This window comes from Dongshaea marina (genome assembly GCF_003072645.1).
Taxonomy (GTDB): Bacteria; Pseudomonadota; Gammaproteobacteria; order Enterobacterales; family Aeromonadaceae; genus Dongshaea; species Dongshaea marina.
Genome location: NZ_CP028897.1, coordinates 2,885,045 through 2,901,158 on the forward strand (window position 1 = coordinate 2,885,045; position 16,114 = coordinate 2,901,158).

The 16,114-nt window shown below is 52.1% G+C and carries 18 protein-coding genes; 9 read left to right on the forward strand and 9 right to left on the reverse strand.

The genetic code is table 11. The annotated features are described in order from the left end of the window. Window positions 1-94: 94 nt before the first annotated feature. Window positions 95-1,417, forward strand: coding sequence for a Na+/H+ antiporter family protein (locus DB847_RS13565; protein WP_108651179.1), 1,323 nt, complete (start codon window positions 95-97; stop codon window positions 1,415-1,417). 32 nt (window positions 1,418-1,449) lie between these two features. On the opposite strand, the gene DB847_RS13570 is transcribed toward DB847_RS13565, so the two are convergent. Together DB847_RS13570 and DB847_RS13575 are read right to left on the reverse strand one after the other, a co-directional pair. After that, a complete protein-coding gene (locus tag DB847_RS13570) occupies window positions 1,450-2,430 on the reverse strand; it encodes a YheT family hydrolase (RefSeq protein ID WP_108651180.1) in 981 nt (326 codons plus the stop codon). A gap of 72 nt (window positions 2,431-2,502) precedes the next feature. Beyond that, window positions 2,503-3,483 carry an ABC transporter substrate-binding protein gene (locus tag DB847_RS13575; RefSeq protein WP_108651181.1) on the reverse strand — a complete coding sequence of 327 codons (981 nt, stop codon included), beginning with the start codon at window positions 3,481-3,483 and terminating at the stop codon, window positions 2,503-2,505. Window positions 3,484-3,606: 123 nt separating this feature from the next. Here DB847_RS13575 and DB847_RS13580 point away from each other — a divergent pair, with 123 nt between their 5' ends. Both DB847_RS13580 and DB847_RS13585 read left to right on the forward strand, forming a co-directional pair. Then, entirely contained in the window at window positions 3,607-4,596 is a 990-nt protein-coding gene (locus DB847_RS13580; protein ID WP_159084620.1) for an ABC transporter substrate-binding protein, read from the forward strand. 104 nt (window positions 4,597-4,700) lie between these two features. Then, window positions 4,701-5,699 carry an ABC transporter substrate-binding protein gene (locus DB847_RS13585; RefSeq protein ID WP_108651183.1) on the forward strand — a complete coding sequence of 333 codons (999 nt, stop codon included), beginning with the start codon at window positions 4,701-4,703 and terminating at the stop codon, window positions 5,697-5,699. Between the two features lie 187 nt (window positions 5,700-5,886). On the opposite strand, the gene DB847_RS13590 is transcribed toward DB847_RS13585, so the two are convergent. From DB847_RS13590 to DB847_RS13615, 6 genes are all read right to left on the reverse strand, one after another. Continuing rightward, a complete protein-coding gene (locus tag DB847_RS13590) occupies window positions 5,887-6,858 on the reverse strand; it encodes an ABC transporter substrate-binding protein (protein WP_234418404.1) in 972 nt (323 codons plus the stop codon). Between the two features lie 134 nt (window positions 6,859-6,992). Next, entirely contained in the window at window positions 6,993-7,733 is a 741-nt protein-coding gene (locus tag DB847_RS13595) for a phosphatase (RefSeq protein WP_108651185.1), read from the reverse strand. A gap of 93 nt (window positions 7,734-7,826) precedes the next feature. Beyond that, window positions 7,827-8,207: a hypothetical protein gene (locus DB847_RS13600; RefSeq protein WP_108651186.1), complete on the reverse strand. Its 381-nt coding sequence runs from the start codon at window positions 8,205-8,207 to the stop codon at window positions 7,827-7,829. Window positions 8,208-8,265: 58 nt separating this feature from the next. Beyond that, window positions 8,266-8,898 (reverse strand): phosphoserine phosphatase SerB, encoded by a 633-nt coding sequence (gene serB / locus DB847_RS13605; RefSeq protein WP_159084622.1) that lies wholly within the window; start codon window positions 8,896-8,898, stop codon window positions 8,266-8,268. Between the two features lie 80 nt (window positions 8,899-8,978). After that, window positions 8,979-9,251 carry a hypothetical protein gene (locus DB847_RS13610; protein ID WP_108651188.1) on the reverse strand — a complete coding sequence of 91 codons (273 nt, stop codon included), beginning with the start codon at window positions 9,249-9,251 and terminating at the stop codon, window positions 8,979-8,981. 64 nt (window positions 9,252-9,315) lie between these two features. After that, window positions 9,316-10,230 (reverse strand): LysR substrate-binding domain-containing protein, encoded by a 915-nt coding sequence (locus tag DB847_RS13615; RefSeq protein ID WP_108651189.1) that lies wholly within the window; start codon window positions 10,228-10,230, stop codon window positions 9,316-9,318. Between the two features lie 183 nt (window positions 10,231-10,413). Between DB847_RS13615 and DB847_RS13620 the strand changes: the two genes are divergently transcribed. The 4 genes from DB847_RS13620 (at window position 10,414) to DB847_RS13635 (ending at window position 13,105) form a co-directional block, all read left to right on the forward strand. Next, window positions 10,414-10,983 (forward strand): isochorismatase family cysteine hydrolase, encoded by a 570-nt coding sequence (locus DB847_RS13620; RefSeq protein ID WP_108651190.1) that lies wholly within the window; start codon window positions 10,414-10,416, stop codon window positions 10,981-10,983. A gap of 253 nt (window positions 10,984-11,236) precedes the next feature. Further along, complete coding sequence (locus DB847_RS13625; RefSeq protein ID WP_159084623.1) at window positions 11,237-12,274, forward strand: FUSC family protein; 1,038 nt, start codon at window positions 11,237-11,239, stop codon at window positions 12,272-12,274. A gap of 82 nt (window positions 12,275-12,356) precedes the next feature. After that, window positions 12,357-12,800 carry a substrate-binding periplasmic protein gene (locus DB847_RS13630; RefSeq protein WP_108651192.1) on the forward strand — a complete coding sequence of 148 codons (444 nt, stop codon included), beginning with the start codon at window positions 12,357-12,359 and terminating at the stop codon, window positions 12,798-12,800. A 68-nt stretch (window positions 12,801-12,868) separates the two neighbouring features. Continuing rightward, a complete protein-coding gene (locus tag DB847_RS13635; protein WP_108651193.1) occupies window positions 12,869-13,105 on the forward strand; it encodes a type 2 periplasmic-binding domain-containing protein in 237 nt (78 codons plus the stop codon). A 362-nt stretch (window positions 13,106-13,467) separates the two neighbouring features. Here DB847_RS13635 and DB847_RS13640 read toward each other — a convergent pair whose 3' ends face one another. Then, window positions 13,468-13,809 carry a hypothetical protein gene (locus DB847_RS13640; protein WP_108651194.1) on the reverse strand — a complete coding sequence of 114 codons (342 nt, stop codon included), beginning with the start codon at window positions 13,807-13,809 and terminating at the stop codon, window positions 13,468-13,470. A gap of 447 nt (window positions 13,810-14,256) precedes the next feature. Here DB847_RS13640 and DB847_RS13650 point away from each other — a divergent pair, with 447 nt between their 5' ends. Both DB847_RS13650 and DB847_RS13655 read left to right on the forward strand, forming a co-directional pair. Continuing rightward, a complete protein-coding gene (locus DB847_RS13650) occupies window positions 14,257-14,748 on the forward strand; it encodes a GNAT family N-acetyltransferase (RefSeq protein WP_108651196.1) in 492 nt (163 codons plus the stop codon). A 91-nt stretch (window positions 14,749-14,839) separates the two neighbouring features. Continuing rightward, a complete protein-coding gene (locus tag DB847_RS13655) occupies window positions 14,840-16,084 on the forward strand; it encodes an MFS transporter (protein ID WP_108651197.1) in 1,245 nt (414 codons plus the stop codon). Window positions 16,085-16,114: the final 30 nt, after the last annotated feature.

The following is a 16,114-nucleotide window of genomic DNA, read 5'->3' on the forward strand; positions in this document are numbered from 1 at the left end:
TTTCAAGAAGAGTTTAAAAAAACAAGTTATCTTTTGATTGCACTGGGCAGGGATTGAGTGCTAAAAATAGCAAAAACCGACAAAAGGACACCCGATGAATCCTGTTGCCATTGCTGTATGTTTAATGTTGTTGCTCAGTCTGCTGCGGATCAATGTGGTGGTCTCCCTGACTCTCAGCGCCCTGGTCGGGGGTCTGATCGGCGGTTTGTCACTGCAACAAACCCTCACCGCCTTTAGCGGTGGCCTGGGAGGCGGTGCAGAGATAGCACTCTCTTATGCAATGCTCGGCGCCTTTGCCGTTGCTATCTCCCGCTCAGGGATCACCGATTTGCTGGCGCACAAGGTGATCAGCCAGCTTGGCAAAGAGGCTAGCCCGGGCCGGGTACTCTGGGTAAAAAGCATGATGCTAACAGCCATCCTGCTGGCCGCCATCGCCTCGCAGAACCTGATCCCGGTCCACATCGCCTTTATTCCGATCCTGATCCCGCCGCTGCTGCATGTGATGGCACAGATGAAACTGGATCGACGGATGGTCGCCTGCATCATCACCTTTGGCCTCACCGCCACCTATATGTTGCTGCCGGTGGGTTTTGGCGGGATCTTCCTCAATACTATCCTGGCCAAGAACCTCATCGATAATGGTCTGCAGATCTCGGCCAGCCAGCTGCCGCTGGCGATGGCGATCCCCGTTGGTGGCATGCTGCTGGGGCTCCTGGTGGCGGTATTTATCAGCTACCGCAAGCCAAGGGAGTATGATCTGCAGAAGATCCTGGATGCGGAGCCGGAAACCGTGGATCTCAATCCGCGTCACCTATGGGTGGCAGTAGTTGCGATCGCTGTTGCCCTGGGGTTACAGCTCAAGACCGACAGCATCATCCTCGGGGCCCTGGCGGGCTTTGTGATCTTTACCTGTGGTGGGGTGATCAAGTTTAAAGAGAGTCAGGATGCCTTCACCCAGGGGGTGAAGATGATGTCCCTCATCGGCTTTATCATGATTGCCGCAGCCGGCTTTGCCTCGGTGATGAAGGCCACCCACGGCGTCGAAGCCCTGGTGCAGTCGGTCTCGGTGATGATGGTAAATCACAAGGCGATTGCCGCTTTAGCACTCCTGGTGGTGGGACTTCTGATCACCATGGGGATCGGATCCTCTTTCTCCACCATCCCCATCATAGCGACCATCTATGTGCCTCTGTGTATCCAGCTGGGCTTCTCCCCCATGGCCACCATGGCCCTGGTGGGCACCGCAGGCGCCCTGGGGGATGCGGGCTCCCCGGCATCGGACTCCACCCTGGGGCCCACATCCGGCCTGAACATCGATGGCCAGCACGATCATATCTGGGATAGTGTGGTTCCAACCTTCATCCACTTTAATATTCCGCTGATCCTGTTTGGCTGGATTGCGGCGATGACCCTTTAATTGAAGATATCTTTACAAGATAAGAGGCAGGATCAGCAATGATCCTGCTCGACAAACCAGCGAAGTAGTAGTTGATCCATCCAGCGCAACTCCCGCCCCTGGGTCGGCAGGGCCATAAAACCCATGTGCCCTCCCAGCTCAGTCAAAAGCAGATCCAGCTGTGGATTATTAAGGCCGGACAGGACGCGGTTATCCACCACAGGATCGTCCCTGGAGCCCAGCAGCAGGGTCGGTACCCGGATCTGTGGCATGAGTGGCAGAGCCGAAGCCTTGTGGTAATAATCCTCGGCACTCTCAAACTGGCAGCTGGGGGCGGTAAACTTCTCATCAAAGGCATAGATCCCATCGATGCTATGCCAGTCAAAGGTTGTATCCTGTTTCATCAATTGCTTAGCCAATGCAACCAGTCGCCGGGTAAAATAGGGATCAAACAGAGGGCCATGCTGGCGAACCCACTGCGAACAGGCAAGCAGATCGACCGGGGGAGAGATCGCGACAAGTGAGTGCAGCGGGCACTGCTCCCCCTCTTCCCCCGCCATTTTTAGCGCGGTATTTGCGGTCAGGGAAAAGCCAATCAATGATATCGCCATTGCGGGATAGATACTCTGTAATCGAGCTATGATCTGTCTTAAATCCTCGCTGCGTCCGGCATGAGCGATACCGCTTGCCAGGTGAGCTGCCGGGCCGGCACAACGCATGTTGACCCGAAACACCGGGTAACCCAGCGCCACCAGCTTACGAGCGAGACGACTTAAGTAACCGGAGCGATAATCGCCGGTTAGCCCATGCACCATGACGACCAGGTGATCGCGCATGCTCTGATCGGGCCAGTTCTCACAGATAAATAGCCGATCCCCATCGCTGAGCCTTAAATTCAGCCAGCTATCAGGTTTGAGGTTTATTTTTTGTGGCCAGTAGGATGCCGCTATGGTCTGCCCGTAACAGGAGTGCAGCCCCGGCAGGGGCTCGAAAGAGGGAACCGCCAGACGCTTCAGAAGCTCACAATCACCCATAGGCTGACATCCGGGCGGTAATGCGTTTTTTTCTGTAGCAGGCCAAAGGGGCAACTGTGACTCGGATCAAAGCTAGTCCACAAATTTTGCTTTAGAGACTATGGATGCCGGCAGGTTGGTTCGCCACTTTTTCAGCTGAGTGCGGCTAAAAAGATAGTAGCCTTTTTCAGCGGTTCTGGGACTGATCCGGCTGGGAGCCTTTCCTGCAAGGATCTCCCTGGCAATTGCAGCGGCCTCTTTCCCCTGCTCATAGCCCGAAAGTACCATGCCGCCGAGCGCCTTATCTGCTCCAACCTCAAAATCCCAGAAGGCAAAAGGTGGGATCGGCGTATGCTCCGAGGTCCAGCGGATCACCTTCTCTGCCGGAACATGCAGCCCCTCATCATCGATCAGGGTGTGATAGAGGCCAATCACCATCACATCGTAGTGCTTATTGGCCTCAAGTACCGTCTCCTGCCAAACACTCCAGTCGCCGATAAATTTCAATGAGATCTTAAGCCCCAGTAGCTTTATCTCACTGCGTCCCTGGAACACCTCCTGGGAAGACGCCTGAGAGGTAGTTCCCGAATCAAACAGCACCAGCACGGACTCTGTGTTTGGATAGGTGCGACGAATATCTACAATCGCCCGCTTTAACAAAGGGCGCTCCAGAACGCCGGTAATATTGCGCCCCAACGGAATATAGTCACGGGGATTATTATTGATGCCGAGGTAAACCACCGGGGTGCTGGTTTCAATCAGCTTAGGGCCAAGGTAATTGAGCGCGTTATCATCCCCCAGCACCACCAGCACAGGTTTAAGCTCCTGATATTTTTTCCAGGCCAGATCGGCACGCTTCTCATAGAGGGATTTAGGCAAGCGTTTGGTATCCATCTCAAAATAATTCAGTTGATACTCCTTGCCCAGGTACTCCTGAAGCGCTTTTTTGTAGCTTTTATCCCAGGGGTATCCGTCATGATAACTCTCAATCACCAGGATCGCCGGCTTGTCCGCAAAACAAGCGCCTGTCCACAAACCCAGGACAAGGGAGATCAACACTATCCATAGTCTCATCGCGCTATCCTTTTACCCTTTCGCCTCCAGATGGATGCTCTGGAGTCAACTGAAAACTGGGAAAATTGAACCCTGGATACTATAAGGTTAATGATACTTGGCCAAAATGAAAGGAATCACCCCATGCGATCATTCACTACCCTATTAGGTGCCCTGTTGCTGACTCTGTGCTGGGGAGTCGCCTCGGCAAAGTCTGTACTGGTTATCGAGAGTTACCATGCCGAATATCCCTGGGATGCCAGCTATATGGAAGGGCTTAAAAAAGAGCTGGGCTCAGGCTTCAGTATTAGTAGCTTTGAGATGGATACCAAGCGGGTTCCCAAATCTGAGTATCAGGCCAAGGCCGATGCAGCCTGGGCTGAGTATCAGAAGATGAAGCCGGACCTGGTGGTACTGGGCGATGATAACGCTCTTAAGTTCCTGTTCCCGAAGTTTAAAGAAACCCAGACCCCGGTGGTCTTTCTTGGGATCAACTCCAACCCACGGGATCTGAAAATCAGCAGCGCAAAAAACTTTACCGGCGTGCTGGAGCGTCCCCTGTTCAAGCGCTCGGTGGCCGAGCTTAAGAAAATCTTAAAACCTGCCCCCAAAAAAATGATGGTGCTGTTTGACTCAGGTAATACCTCCAAGGCCGCGGTTGCCAAGTTGTTTGCCGGTCAAACCTCGACCAAGATTGCCGGTGTCACCGTTGATCTCAAGCTCATCGGTAAGCTGGATGATTGGAAAAAGACCGTCAGCAGTGCCAAGGCCGATGGTTATGATGCCATCATAGTTGGTCTCTACCACACCCTGGTGGACTCCGCCGGTAAACATGTTCCGGCAGGTGAGGTGCTGAGCTGGACCTCCAAGGATACTCCGGTTCCTGTCTTTAGCTTCTGGGACTTTGCGGTCGGTGCCGATAAGACCGCTGGAGGCCTGGTGCTGTTTGGCCAGATCCAGGGAGAGGAAGCCGGTAAGCTGGTGAAGAAGATCCTGGTCGATGGCGCATCACCAAGCAGCCTCAAGCCACAAGCCGCCGAGAAGGGACGTTTCCTGTTTAGCAAGGCTCAGCTGGCTAAGTGGAAGATTACCCTCCCCGCCTCTATTGAGAAAAAAGCAAACTTCACTGACTGATATCCATATCTTTTCTCGCAAGACCTTTGGGTCTTGCGAGAAATCACCTCTATGATCATCCCTGAGCTATCCTTAATCCAGGAGCCATCATCTCAGAGCCATGTATGGGAGTCCTCACCCGCGTTATCTGTCTTGCCATCTGCCTGCTGCTTCCGGGGGCAACCAATGGCCAGGTAAAGCACCGGGTATTGGTCATTGAAAGCTATCACGCCGAATACCCCTGGGATGCCAGCTACAAGGAGGGACTTCAATCTGAGCTCGGCTCCGACTACCAGCTTGATTTCTTCGAGATGGATACCAAGCGGCTTGCCCGCGAGCGCCATCTGCAGCGAGCCAATGCCGCCTGGGAGCACTACCAGCAAACAAAGCCTGATCTGGTGATCCTGGGAGATGATAATGCGATCCGCTTTCTCGGGCCTTTGCTGGCACAAAACTCGGTCCCTGTGGTTTATCTTGGGCTCAACAATAATCCCAGGGATTACAGCATCTATGGTGCACCTAACATCACAGGGGTGCTTGAGCGCCCGCTGATCAAACGCTCCATCGCTTCGGCCAGCCAGTTCTTTACTCCTCACCCCAAACGGATATTGCTGCTGTTAGACAGTGGCCAAACCTCGGAGACTATTTACAAGGAGATTTTCAATGACCAGCCCAACAATACCTTCTTAAAGATCTCGGTGGATGTCCGGCTGGTCGGTAGCTGGGAGCGTTGGCAAAAACTGGTCAAACAAAGTAAAAAACAGGGTTATGACCTGCTATTTGTCGGCCTGTTTCACACCCTGCGCAATCATCAAAATCAACACATCCCGGCTCAGGAGGTGCTTCAATGGACCTCAACCCATACACCTATCCCTCCCCTGGGGTTATGGGATTTTGCCGTTGGCAAAGATAAAACCATCGGCGGGTTGGTACTCTATGGCAAGGAGCAGGGGATCACCGCGGCCTGGATCGCCCGGCAGATCCTGGAGCAGGGAGTCTCTCCCGGCAAAATTCACCCGGTTCCGGCCGAGAAGGGGCGCTATCTGTTTAGTCGATCCCAGCTGGAAAAATGGAATACCAAACTGCCTGATTTCATCGAAACAAAAGCCCAGTGGGTCGATTGATGGCGAATACCTTTCATGAAAGAAATGTGATCGGCTTGCTGATCATCCATGAGTCATTTGGGCCACGCAGCAAGTACATCCATGTATGCTCGATGCCAGCATCCATGCTGACAACGGGCTAAATCACTCACAGATTATCCAAATCAGTGCAAGTCACATTCTGATCACCTAACTATTGGGATTGGTATTACTCGACGAATTTAGCCTTGCGCGCGATCTTATCCGGAAGTTTAATGTTCCACTTTTGTAGCTGCGAGCGGCTAAACAGGTAATAGCCTTTTTCGGCGACCTTAGGCGAAACCGACGCAGGATCCATCCCATTTAGGATCTTTTTGGCCAGCACCCCGGCGGCTATCCCCTGCTCATAGCCGGATAGCACCATGCCGCCTACGGTTCGCTCCCTGCCGACCGCAAATCCCCATAGCCCAAACAGAGGTAACGGCGAATGCTGTGAGCTCCAACGGATCACCTCTTCTGCCGGAACGTGTTGCCCCTGCTGATCAACCAGGGTGTGGTAGAGACCTATCACTATGGCATCGTAATGCTTCTTGGCATGACGGACTATGGTCTGCCATGACTCCCAGCGGCCGATATAGCGCACCGTCACCTGGGTATTGAGAATGGTCACCTTACTCTCCCCCTCCATCACCTCATTGGCGATGATCCGCGAGGTCACACCTGAATCGAACAACAGCAGGATCCGCTCCACACCGGGAACCAGACGCCGCAGCTCGGCGATAGAGCGCTTGATCAGCGGACGCTCTAAAATCCCCGTTATGTTGTAGCCGATCGGGATATAGTTACGGGGGTTGTTGTTGATCCCTAAAAACACCGTTGGCGTCCCGGATTGAATCAACCGGGTCCCCAGGTAGCGCAAAGCATTGTCATCCCCGAGGATCACCAGATCAGGCTTGATCTTTTTATATTCAGCCCAGGCAGCATTGGCACGTTCTACGTAGCGTGTTTTATGAACCCGCTTGGTATCCATCTGAAAATTAAAAAACTGAACCTCATCGGCCAATACATGTTCCAGGCCACGCTTGTAATCCTGATCCCAGGGGTAACCATCATGATAACTCTCGATCACCAGTACCTTGGGCTTATCTGGGACTGACGCGGCAAAAGCACCACAGGAAAAGAGAAACAAGGGGATCAGCAACAAACAGCAACCAAGGGATCGAGGATAGAACGCCGATCGCAAGTTTCCCCACAGCCCTCTCAGGCTCATCACAGTAGCAGCCCTAGTTTGCATCTCCAGCCTATCGGTATGGATACATGCTAAAAGTCTAGCAGTTATAGGGAGTTAAACTCCTCGATATGCGAATGACCGCGCATCTTGAGAAAATCGAGCAGAGCCCTGGGCGAACGGGCCAGTAACCGCTCCTCGGGAAAGCCCGCGAGCTTTACCAAACGAATGCAATGCTCAAAGTCTCCCAGGGTAAACGCCACATGGGAGTCGGAGCCAAAGCTCAGATAGGCACCGAGATCCCGCGCCAGCTCAACCACCCTCAAACAGTTGGCCTCACTCCCCTTTCGCGAGTGGATAAACGAAGAGTTATTGATCTCAAGGGCTACCTGGCTCTGGGCCGCCGCGCTGATCACAGCCTCTAAATCAACCGGATAGGCGGGGTTTCCAGGATGGGAGATGATATCAACCCGCCCGGAGCGGATCGCCGCTATCATGGCCCGGGTATGACTCTTGGGATCCCTCGGAGGAAACACGGTTTCATGAAAGCCGGCCATCACCAGATCAAGCTCTTTAAGATAGCTGTCCGCAAGATCGATCTCGCCCTGCTCATTTTTGATATTGGCCTCAATCCCGCGCAAGATCCCAACACCATTGACCACTCTTGGCAGGATCCGCATATTCACAAAATGCCAGGGATGAGGCGCATCCTGCATCTCGGGTCCGTGATCGGTAATCGCGAAAAGCTTGATCCCTTTTTGTGGTGCAACCGCCAGGTAATCGTGCAGGGTGCTATAGGCGTGGCTGCTAGCCACCGTATGAGTGTGAGTATCGACCGAAAAGTGCATGAGGGCTCCGGGTTCCAAGAATTTTTCTCACAATACCAGCTCGCCCCAAGGCGAGTCACTACACCACTAAGGATATTATGCCCGAGGCAAAGATCAGAAGCTGGCATCAAAGCGCAGCCAAAAACCATTATGCTCCGGCCCCTGCCCGGCAACGACCAGCCCATGATGGTAGTGCAGGCCAACAGAAACCGCCTCATTGACCGAGAGGATCATCCCAGCTCCCACCTGAGTTCGCTGCGGCTTCCTTGCAAGCCACAGCTGTGACCCATGATAAAGCAGGGCGCGCCGTCCAATATCCAGTGAGGGAACGAGCCCAGCCTGCCAGGACTCGGAAGTATGTTGCCACTGCCGCTGACAGCTCTGGGAATAGATACACAGGGGCTTAAGTTGCGCCTGCTCGAGGGCTGAGGCTTCACTGACCGCGCTCAAACCACACCAGCATACAAGGCTGACAATCATCTGCAGAAACTTCATCTGCAATACCTCGAACCGATAAGCCTAACTCAGTTCAAGCAATATCATTGCCAGCTTATCACGACCAAAACCAATTGAGCCTGGAGCTTGCCCCGAGTAATCCGCGAACCACCTCAAGATTGCCATGATTTACAACACATTGTGCAGCCTGCTGCACCTTGGGTTTGGCATGCAGCGCGATTCCAACCCCGGCGGCAGCCAGCATCTTGAGATCGTTTGCACCATCGCCGATGGCAACGATTTGCCTGCCCGTGACTCCCAACTGCCCGGCCAACATCCGGAGCTGCTGCTGCTTGACGCTGGCATCGACAACTCTCCCCTCAACCTCCCCGCTGAGTTCATCCCCACAAAATGCTAACCGATTGGCACAGACACCATCGAGATCCAGCTGTTTTTGCAATGCTTCTGCAAACAGGGTGAATCCGCCCGATGCTATGTGAACCTGCCATCCGGAGCGCCTGACGCAACCGACCAGCTCTTCAAGGCCCGGCATCAGGGGAAGAGAGTGAGCCAGCGCTTCAAGTTGCTGGCGCTGCATCCCCTTAAGCTTCATCAAACGGGCCCGCAAACTTTGCTCAAAATCCAGCTCACCACGCATGGCCCTGGCTGTGATAGCCGATACTGCATCACCGACACCGGCCAAATGCGCCATCTCATCGATGCACTCAATCGTGATGGCTGTTGAATCCATATCCATCACCAGTAATCCAGGCTTATCAAGACGTGGTAGTTCGTCAAGATAAAAGGTATCAACCCCAAGGCCCAGCTGCTTCAGGTGCTCTGAAAAATCAGGATCAAAGCGTTCAACTCCAAAGGCAATAAACTCCAGCCCCCCGCCAGCCAGGGTTGTGAAAGACAGTGCTGAAGCCGAAATTGATTAAGCAACTCACTAATCGTAACTAGCTCGCCAAGTTCAAGCCTGGGCGCTGTCACCAGCAAAGGGGTACAGTTGCCGGGTAATTGATCCCGGGGAGACAGGCCGGTTTGGGAGAGTGACCAGTACCCCGGTGAGGTATGTTTATCTAATTGCTCTAACAGCTGCATCCTGCATCCTCGGTAAAAATCAGCTATTCACCATAACACATGCAGGCAAGGTGTCAGCCCCTGATTAAGCGGCCGGTGGATCCGGCTCATTAATCCCGCTGGCTGTCTGCTGCAAAAGCCACTCAATCACCTGACGCACCCCGGGGTGACGAACCCGCTCTTTGCGGCATAACAGGTAATAACTTGAGCTACTCAAAAGAGTCTCTGGACAGAGTTCGACCAGCAGGCCAGCCTTCAGTTCATCCAGGACAAAAATGCGGTGGGTCACCAGCACTCCAATCCCGGCAATAGCGGCCTGGATCGCCTGGACCGAATTTTGAAAATAGTTTCGCACCTTGGTTTCAGGTAAAGCGACCCCCATGCTTTGACACCATAGCTCCCAATCTTTGGCGCGGAACGGATCTTTCACCCAGATGGTATTTTGTTGGGCTAAAGCCCCCCTCAGATCCAAGGTATCCCGGTACTTAGCCGGTTGACCCACCAGCACCAGATGATCCTCACTCCAGGGATACACCACATAGTCTGGCCAGTTATCGCGCTCCCCATAACTGATCGCAAGATCAAGGTTATCCCTTTGTAGATCGACCCCAAGGGTCGAGTGGGTCGAAAGTCGCAGATCGATATCCGGGTATAGGGCCGTCAACTCAGGAAGGCGTGGGATCAGCCATTTGAGAGCCAGAGTTGGCATCGCATTGAGAGCAACCTGCCGCTGTGATCTCAGCTCGCGTTCGGTCGCCTGCTCTATCAGCCGCATCCCCTCCTCAATGGCCTGACGATACCGCTCTCCCTCTGCCGTCAGATGCATCTGCCGGGTGGTACGCTGCAACAGGCATTTTCCGAGGTAACTCTCAAGATTTTGGATATTCTGACTCACCGCAGAGTGGGTAATACAGAGCTCCCGGGCAGCCTTAGTGAAGTTGAGGTGACGACAAACACTTAAAAAAACGGGTAGCGTCTTGAGAGGAGGCAGGTACTTCATCGGCTGATTTGTTAGTTATTCTTACATAATCGTTAATATATATTGTTTCCCCTCAGACAGCCAGATTTCTATAATAGCCCTATCTTCTTATCTTCCCTGCCCGCTAAACGCATTGAGTGTTCCTGTACTCAGGTTGCAGAGCTCAAAAGCCCGCAGGTTCTCTTCGAAAATTGAGGTTTTATCATGAAAAAAGCACTCCTGGTCATCGATTTTATCAATGATATCGTCCATCCCGATGGCAAGATCTCATCTTGTGCCGCCCACACCCGGGAGCAAAATGCCATTGCTCATGCGAACCAGGCCCTGGCTTACGCCCGTGAACAGGGCTGGCTGACGATTCTGGTCAAGGTTGGATTTGAGAGTAACTACCACGCTCAGCCCAAAGACTCGCCAATTTTTGGTAAGGCAAACCAGTTTCGCGCCGTTGAGCTGGGGAGTTTTGGCACCGATTTTTACGAAACTCTGGATGTTCAAGCCACGGACTTCATCATTGAGAAGCCCAGGGTCAACCCCTTCTACGGAACGCCTTTGGAGCCGGTGCTGCGCGCCAATAAGATTGAGCACCTCTACCTGAGCGGCGTCAGCACCACCTGGGCTATTGAGGCGACCACGCGTGATGCCCATGATCGCGATTACAAAGTCACCATCATTGAAGACGCGTGCGCGGCAGGTGATCACAAGGAGCACCAGCAGTCTATTGAGACCATGTCGCGAATTGCCGAAATCATCAAGGCCGATCAGCTGACCGACTGATCGTCTGCTTCCCGCAGCTTCGGCTGCGGGAATACCCTTCATGGTGTTGCTCATCACCATTGTGAGCTTTACTCAGGACCTGAGATAGCCGTTTCTTCCCGCGCTTGCGCCACAGAACTAAGCCGCTCCCGTTGCAACACACCAGCATCAGGCTGAGCTCAACATGGTGCCGTCAAGGTACTTTAGCTTTAGAACCGGCCGCGGATGGATAAAGCAAAACTCTACAACTGATATTAAACAGGAGCCAATGCCTATGAATCTATTCTCTGACCTTCGAAAAGAGCTCGCCGGCTGGTTTAATCTGTCTGAGCTGTTGCTGATGCTGATCACCACCCTACCCTGCCTGGCAATGTTCTGGATAAGTGGGGATCATATCTGGTTAAAGTTAGGTCTTGTCAGTATCCCGCTCTATATTGTTCAGGCAAAACTTCGCTGGGGAATATTCCCCTTGCTGGGCCACTGGCTGCTGATCCTGACGGGCTTCACCCTGCTGTATTTTACTCAGGATACCAGCTGGCGGTTTGCCCTGCTGTGCGCTTGCCTTGGGGCCTGTAGCATAGGACTTGGGGTGTTTGGCCAAAAATTACGATCCCTTGGAAGCTGGATCCTGATCCCCTCCCTCTATCTTGCATGCGATCTCTATGATGCAGCACACCCCCAGCTGATGCTAAAAAACTATATGGCGATGCTTCCAAAGCTCCCAGTCACCCTGATAGGCCCAGTGCTGGTGCTGATTTATGAGTACCTGAAATCTATGGGTCAAAAAACAGATTGCTATCCTCTGCTCTGGATGAATAAGGGAGCGTTTGGCAGCGCCGAACACAGCTTAGGCTGGACGGTTGCAGGCATCTTTATTGCCATTTTTGTCACCGCCCTGAGCGTTAAGCTCCTTGGTATAAATCATGGACAGTGGGTGATCTGGTCCTCTGTCAGTGTCAGCACAGGGGAGCTAGAAAGCATGCACCGCAAACTTCGCCATCGTAGTTTGGGTGCCATCATAGGGCTTGCCCTCGGAATCGGCTGGATGTTCTTGATCCCACAACACAGCCAAATCAACGGCCTGGCCGCGATGCTGATCCCCCTGACTCTGGTGATCCGAAGCTATCCTGTTTCCTTTACCAGCCGCTGCATGCTGATCGCCATTGCCGCCGGCACTCTCAGTCAAAGCGAAACTATTGCCACGTTGCGAATGCTAAACGTGATGGCCGGAGGGATCATCGGCGTGCTGTGCGCCTACCTGATGATGCAGCTCTCTCACTATTATCAGGCGTACCGCCCCAATGCCGGATAAACAAGCTCAAGGCATCGTCAGGCTGTGCCCACTGAACTACACTGGATCAATAACAAGGATAGATGGCTCCATAGGCCCCTAAATGCGGCTCTTTGCGTTACTGATCAGCATACTGTTTAGCCAGCTCTTGTCGGCAAAGCCATGTGAATTGATGGTCCGGGTCAGCCAGGAATCAAAGCCTTTTTACTGGCAGGTGGACGGAAAATGGCAGGGGATCTCGGTCGATCAAATCACAGCAATACTCCATGAAATCGGTTGTCAGCCCAAGTTCAGAGTCATCCCCTGGAAAAGAGCCCTCATGGAGATGGAGATGGGTCATGTCCACCTGATGACGAACCTCTCACTGACAGATGAGCGCAAGCAATATATGTACTTCATAGGCCCCCACTTGCCAGAGATTATGGCGCTGATCGTACGAAAAGATAGCGACTACCGAATCCACTCCATGCAGGATCTGAAAAAGCTCCCCGCAAAAGTTGAAATCATCCGAGGGGCTTCTATGGTCGGGAGTTTAATGAATTATTAGAAGATGACCCTCTCTTTCAGGATAAATTCCTGCAAGTGCCCTATCTCCGGCTACATATTGAACGCCTCATGAAAAAGAGGATCTCTGGCTATATTGAGGAGCTTATCTCATTTAACTTCGAGCGCAGAAGCGATCTACGCTTAAAAGAGTTTAAGGCTCACCCATTTTACATCAATCAGGACTCTGTCTATTTCGGCGCTTCAAAAAAAGCAGTTGATGACGCGCTACTTAAAAAGTTACAGGCCGCATTTACTCTCCTGAAACAGCGGGGAGAACTCCAGAGGATTGCAAAAAAATATCAATAGTAGAAATATACAGATCTAAGTTTTCATTGCAATCTTAGCGGAGCATTAAATAATCAAACTCACTATGAAAACATATTCACTGCTTGATGACTAATGTCAGCCTGTTTTATCTATATATATCACTAAAAATAACTTATATTTTAGGAAATGATCTGGTTATTAAAATAACTCCACGCGGTTATGTCTCAGATCCGTTGCTCATACAAAGGTGTACTGATTTCAAGGTCACCAACCTGCTGTCGCAGGAATGCGGCAGCAGAGGTTCCATGGACGAATACACACAGTGTTGGTGAAAAGTGAAATCAGACATCAACAACAGCTGTGAAACACGAGTCTGTATGCCACAGGTGGCTTAAGATTCATCAGGCAACCGACAGATATTCACTCAGATCGCCATTCGCCAAGCCATCAGCTATGCGGTGAGCCCGACCCGGGCATGTGGTTGACAGTGGGCTGCACATCACCATCCAGGATGCTTTTTTCCAGTGCCTGAGTTCAAGCTCTTCGAGCAGTTCCTGATGCTTGAGGATCCATGGCTTGCCCATGGCATCAACCAGATTAAGAAAAGCAACCTTGCGGGGAGAGTCAAGCTGCTCCGCTATTGCATAGATGGTATCGTTATCTGATTTAGTAATTTGATGGTGTAATTCAGGATTGAGGTGATGTTCAAAATTAAGTGCCTGGGATAAAGTGATCTGTTGCATGAATTGACCTCACAGCTTTAATTCAAAAATTGCACTCCCTACAGTTTCGCAAAGCACTCCCTGTCTATTGAAGATAATTAACAGTGAAAACGAAAAACTCTCTTTCAAATCATTTGTTCGCTTATGTGGTTATTTTACCTTTTTATCGGCCATGAGATAGTCATCCTTCAGATCAGATCCAAGGGAGTTTGTTAACCCAAGGTTAAATAGAGATCTTGCCGAAAGGCCCGGCTGCTCATCCGGAATAATGAATCCGCATGGATATCTTCTGACGGCTCCGAATACCTTCAGCTCATATCTCTGTTTTCCCATGTTTAAGCTGTCATACACAACTAGCCGGGATAACAAAGCGGTTTAGCGCCTGCTCCCGAAATGATATTGTCCTAAAAGACAGATCATCAGGGAAAATCGGGAGTTGCTCCCGGTTCTGAACATAGGGAGGCCAATATGTCCGTCACAATACGCCACATCGAAAAGGGTGATTATAAGCAGATCCATGCCATGTTTACCGAGCCGGCGATTTATGAAGGAACGCTGCAACTCCCCTACCCCTCACTGCAAAAATGGCAGCAACGCCTGGATGAACAAAGCCCAAACCAACACACCCTGGTTGCAATCCTGGATGATAGCATAGTCGGAATGTTGGGCTTGCAAACCGAGCAAAACCCACGCCGCCGCCATGTGGCAACCTTTGGTATCACTGTGAGTACTAAATTTCAGGGGCGCGGAATCGGCAGCAAACTGTTGGCCGCAGCCACAGAGCTGGCCGACAACTGGCTAAATACCAAACGGATTGAACTGACCGTCTATACCGATAATAGCGCAGCCATTGCACTCTATAAGAAACATGGCTTTGAAATTGAAGGCACTAGCTGTGCCTTTGCCTTCAGAAATGGCAGCTATGTCGATGCCTTTCATATGGCAAGAGTCCGCAACTGAGGTTAGAATGAGTCAGGACCCGCTCCCGGGCCCTGACGCTGCTCCTATGAGCGCTCTGCAACCCTGATATCGGCTCCGGATCACCCTTTCCATGAAAACCGCTTTTTCTGCCCGTTACTTCACAATCTTTGTTATCACCTCCTGTTTCGTGTTGCTGCAATTTGCCCTGCAAACCTTTCCCAGTATTGCGGTCGAGCCCTGGCGGCACACCTTTGAGATCTCACTGACCAACGTCACCTTCTTATCGGATTCTTTTTTTCTGTTCTACCTGATATGCCAGATCCCGGCGGGTGCCCTGGTGGATCGTTATGGAGCCAAAAGAGTCAGTATACTGACCCTGCTACTGGCCGCCCTGCTCTGTTTTGCGTTTGCCTCTCAGAGCTCGGTATGGCTGGCTTATGGGATCCGGATCCTGCAGGGTGGGGTCTGTGCCGGTGCGATCGTCTGCTCTTTCAGTGTCGCAAAACGCTATCTTCCCGCCCATTTTTTTCCAATCGCGGTTGGGATCACCGAATCGATCGGTATGTTGGGGGGATTTTTGTGCCAGAGCACCCTCTCCCGGGTGGTCGAAAACCACAGCTGGCAGTTGGCGATGCTCCTGATTGGGGGGCTCTTCCTGATCAGTAGCCTGTCACTCGCTCTGCTCTACCCCGGATCATCAAAGATAACAGCCCCTGCCACTCCCCGAGTTGTGTGCAGCCAAACCAGCCTCAGGGCCCTGTTACTCAACCCTACAATCTGGCTCTATGGCTGTATCGGCGGCATGTTTTTCTCGATCGTTTTATGCTTTGCATCCCTTTGGTGCCTGCCGTTTCTCCAGCAGGGACTGAACCTCAGCTACACTCAGGCCAGCCTGTGCAGCTCAATGCTGTTTTTAGGCATTATTCTCGGGAACCCGCTGCTGGGACATTGGGTCAGCAAGCGAGGCTGTTATCACCAAGCCTTCTATGGCTGTGCCCTGCTCTGCCTCCTGCTCTTAATCACCATCCTGTTTGGTAAACTCAGCTATTTTGGTCTTGGGAGTGCACTGTTTGGCATTGGGTTTCTCTCCAGTGCCTATGTGCTGCCTTTTCCCATCATCAGCAATAGTGTCCCCGACGAACTGCACGCCAAGGCGATGAGCATGGCAAACATGATCATCATCCTGGTGGGAGCCGCCCTGGTAGAACCAGCGATGAATGGGATCGCCTACTTTAGTCAAAACTACCAATTGATCCTGCTGCCCCAGCTTCTGGCTATCCTCGCCATTCCTGTTACTCTGTGGATCTACCGTTACTGTACCGGCCCCGATACACAAGCATCAGGGTCTGCGGCAAAAAATCCACTTAAGGGGTAGAAGCATGCTAAGGGAGTATCTACGACTGGC

Excerpts from the sequence above, each read along its gene's own strand:
- DB847_RS13565 (WP_108651179.1), top strand. The coding sequence starts at position 95 with ATGAATCCTGTTGCCATTGCTGTATGTTTAATGTTGTTGCTCAGTCTG.
- DB847_RS13570 (WP_108651180.1), bottom strand. The coding sequence starts at position 2,430 with ATGGGTGATTGTGAGCTTCTGAAGCGTCTGGCGGTTCCCTCTTTCGAG.
- DB847_RS13575 (WP_108651181.1), bottom strand. The coding sequence starts at position 3,483 with ATGAGACTATGGATAGTGTTGATCTCCCTTGTCCTGGGTTTGTGGACA.
- DB847_RS13580 (WP_159084620.1), top strand. The coding sequence starts at position 3,607 with ATGCGATCATTCACTACCCTATTAGGTGCCCTGTTGCTGACTCTGTGC.
- DB847_RS13585 (WP_108651183.1), top strand. The coding sequence starts at position 4,701 with ATGGGAGTCCTCACCCGCGTTATCTGTCTTGCCATCTGCCTGCTGCTT.
- DB847_RS13595 (WP_108651185.1), bottom strand. The coding sequence starts at position 7,733 with ATGCACTTTTCGGTCGATACTCACACTCATACGGTGGCTAGCAGCCAC.
- DB847_RS13600 (WP_108651186.1), bottom strand. The coding sequence starts at position 8,207 with ATGAAGTTTCTGCAGATGATTGTCAGCCTTGTATGCTGGTGTGGTTTG.
- serB (WP_159084622.1), bottom strand. The coding sequence starts at position 8,898 with ATGGATTCAACAGCCATCACGATTGAGTGCATCGATGAGATGGCGCAT.
- DB847_RS13610 (WP_108651188.1), bottom strand. The coding sequence starts at position 9,251 with ATGCAGCTGTTAGAGCAATTAGATAAACATACCTCACCGGGGTACTGG.
- DB847_RS13615 (WP_108651189.1), bottom strand. The coding sequence starts at position 10,230 with ATGAAGTACCTGCCTCCTCTCAAGACGCTACCCGTTTTTTTAAGTGTT.
- DB847_RS13620 (WP_108651190.1), top strand. The coding sequence starts at position 10,414 with ATGAAAAAAGCACTCCTGGTCATCGATTTTATCAATGATATCGTCCAT.
- DB847_RS13625 (WP_159084623.1), top strand. The coding sequence starts at position 11,237 with ATGAATCTATTCTCTGACCTTCGAAAAGAGCTCGCCGGCTGGTTTAAT.
- DB847_RS13630 (WP_108651192.1), top strand. The coding sequence starts at position 12,357 with ATGCGGCTCTTTGCGTTACTGATCAGCATACTGTTTAGCCAGCTCTTG.
- DB847_RS13635 (WP_108651193.1), top strand. The coding sequence starts at position 12,869 with ATGAAAAAGAGGATCTCTGGCTATATTGAGGAGCTTATCTCATTTAAC.
- DB847_RS13640 (WP_108651194.1), bottom strand. The coding sequence starts at position 13,809 with ATGCAACAGATCACTTTATCCCAGGCACTTAATTTTGAACATCACCTC.
- DB847_RS13650 (WP_108651196.1), top strand. The coding sequence starts at position 14,257 with ATGTCCGTCACAATACGCCACATCGAAAAGGGTGATTATAAGCAGATC.
- DB847_RS13655 (WP_108651197.1), top strand. The coding sequence starts at position 14,840 with ATGAAAACCGCTTTTTCTGCCCGTTACTTCACAATCTTTGTTATCACC.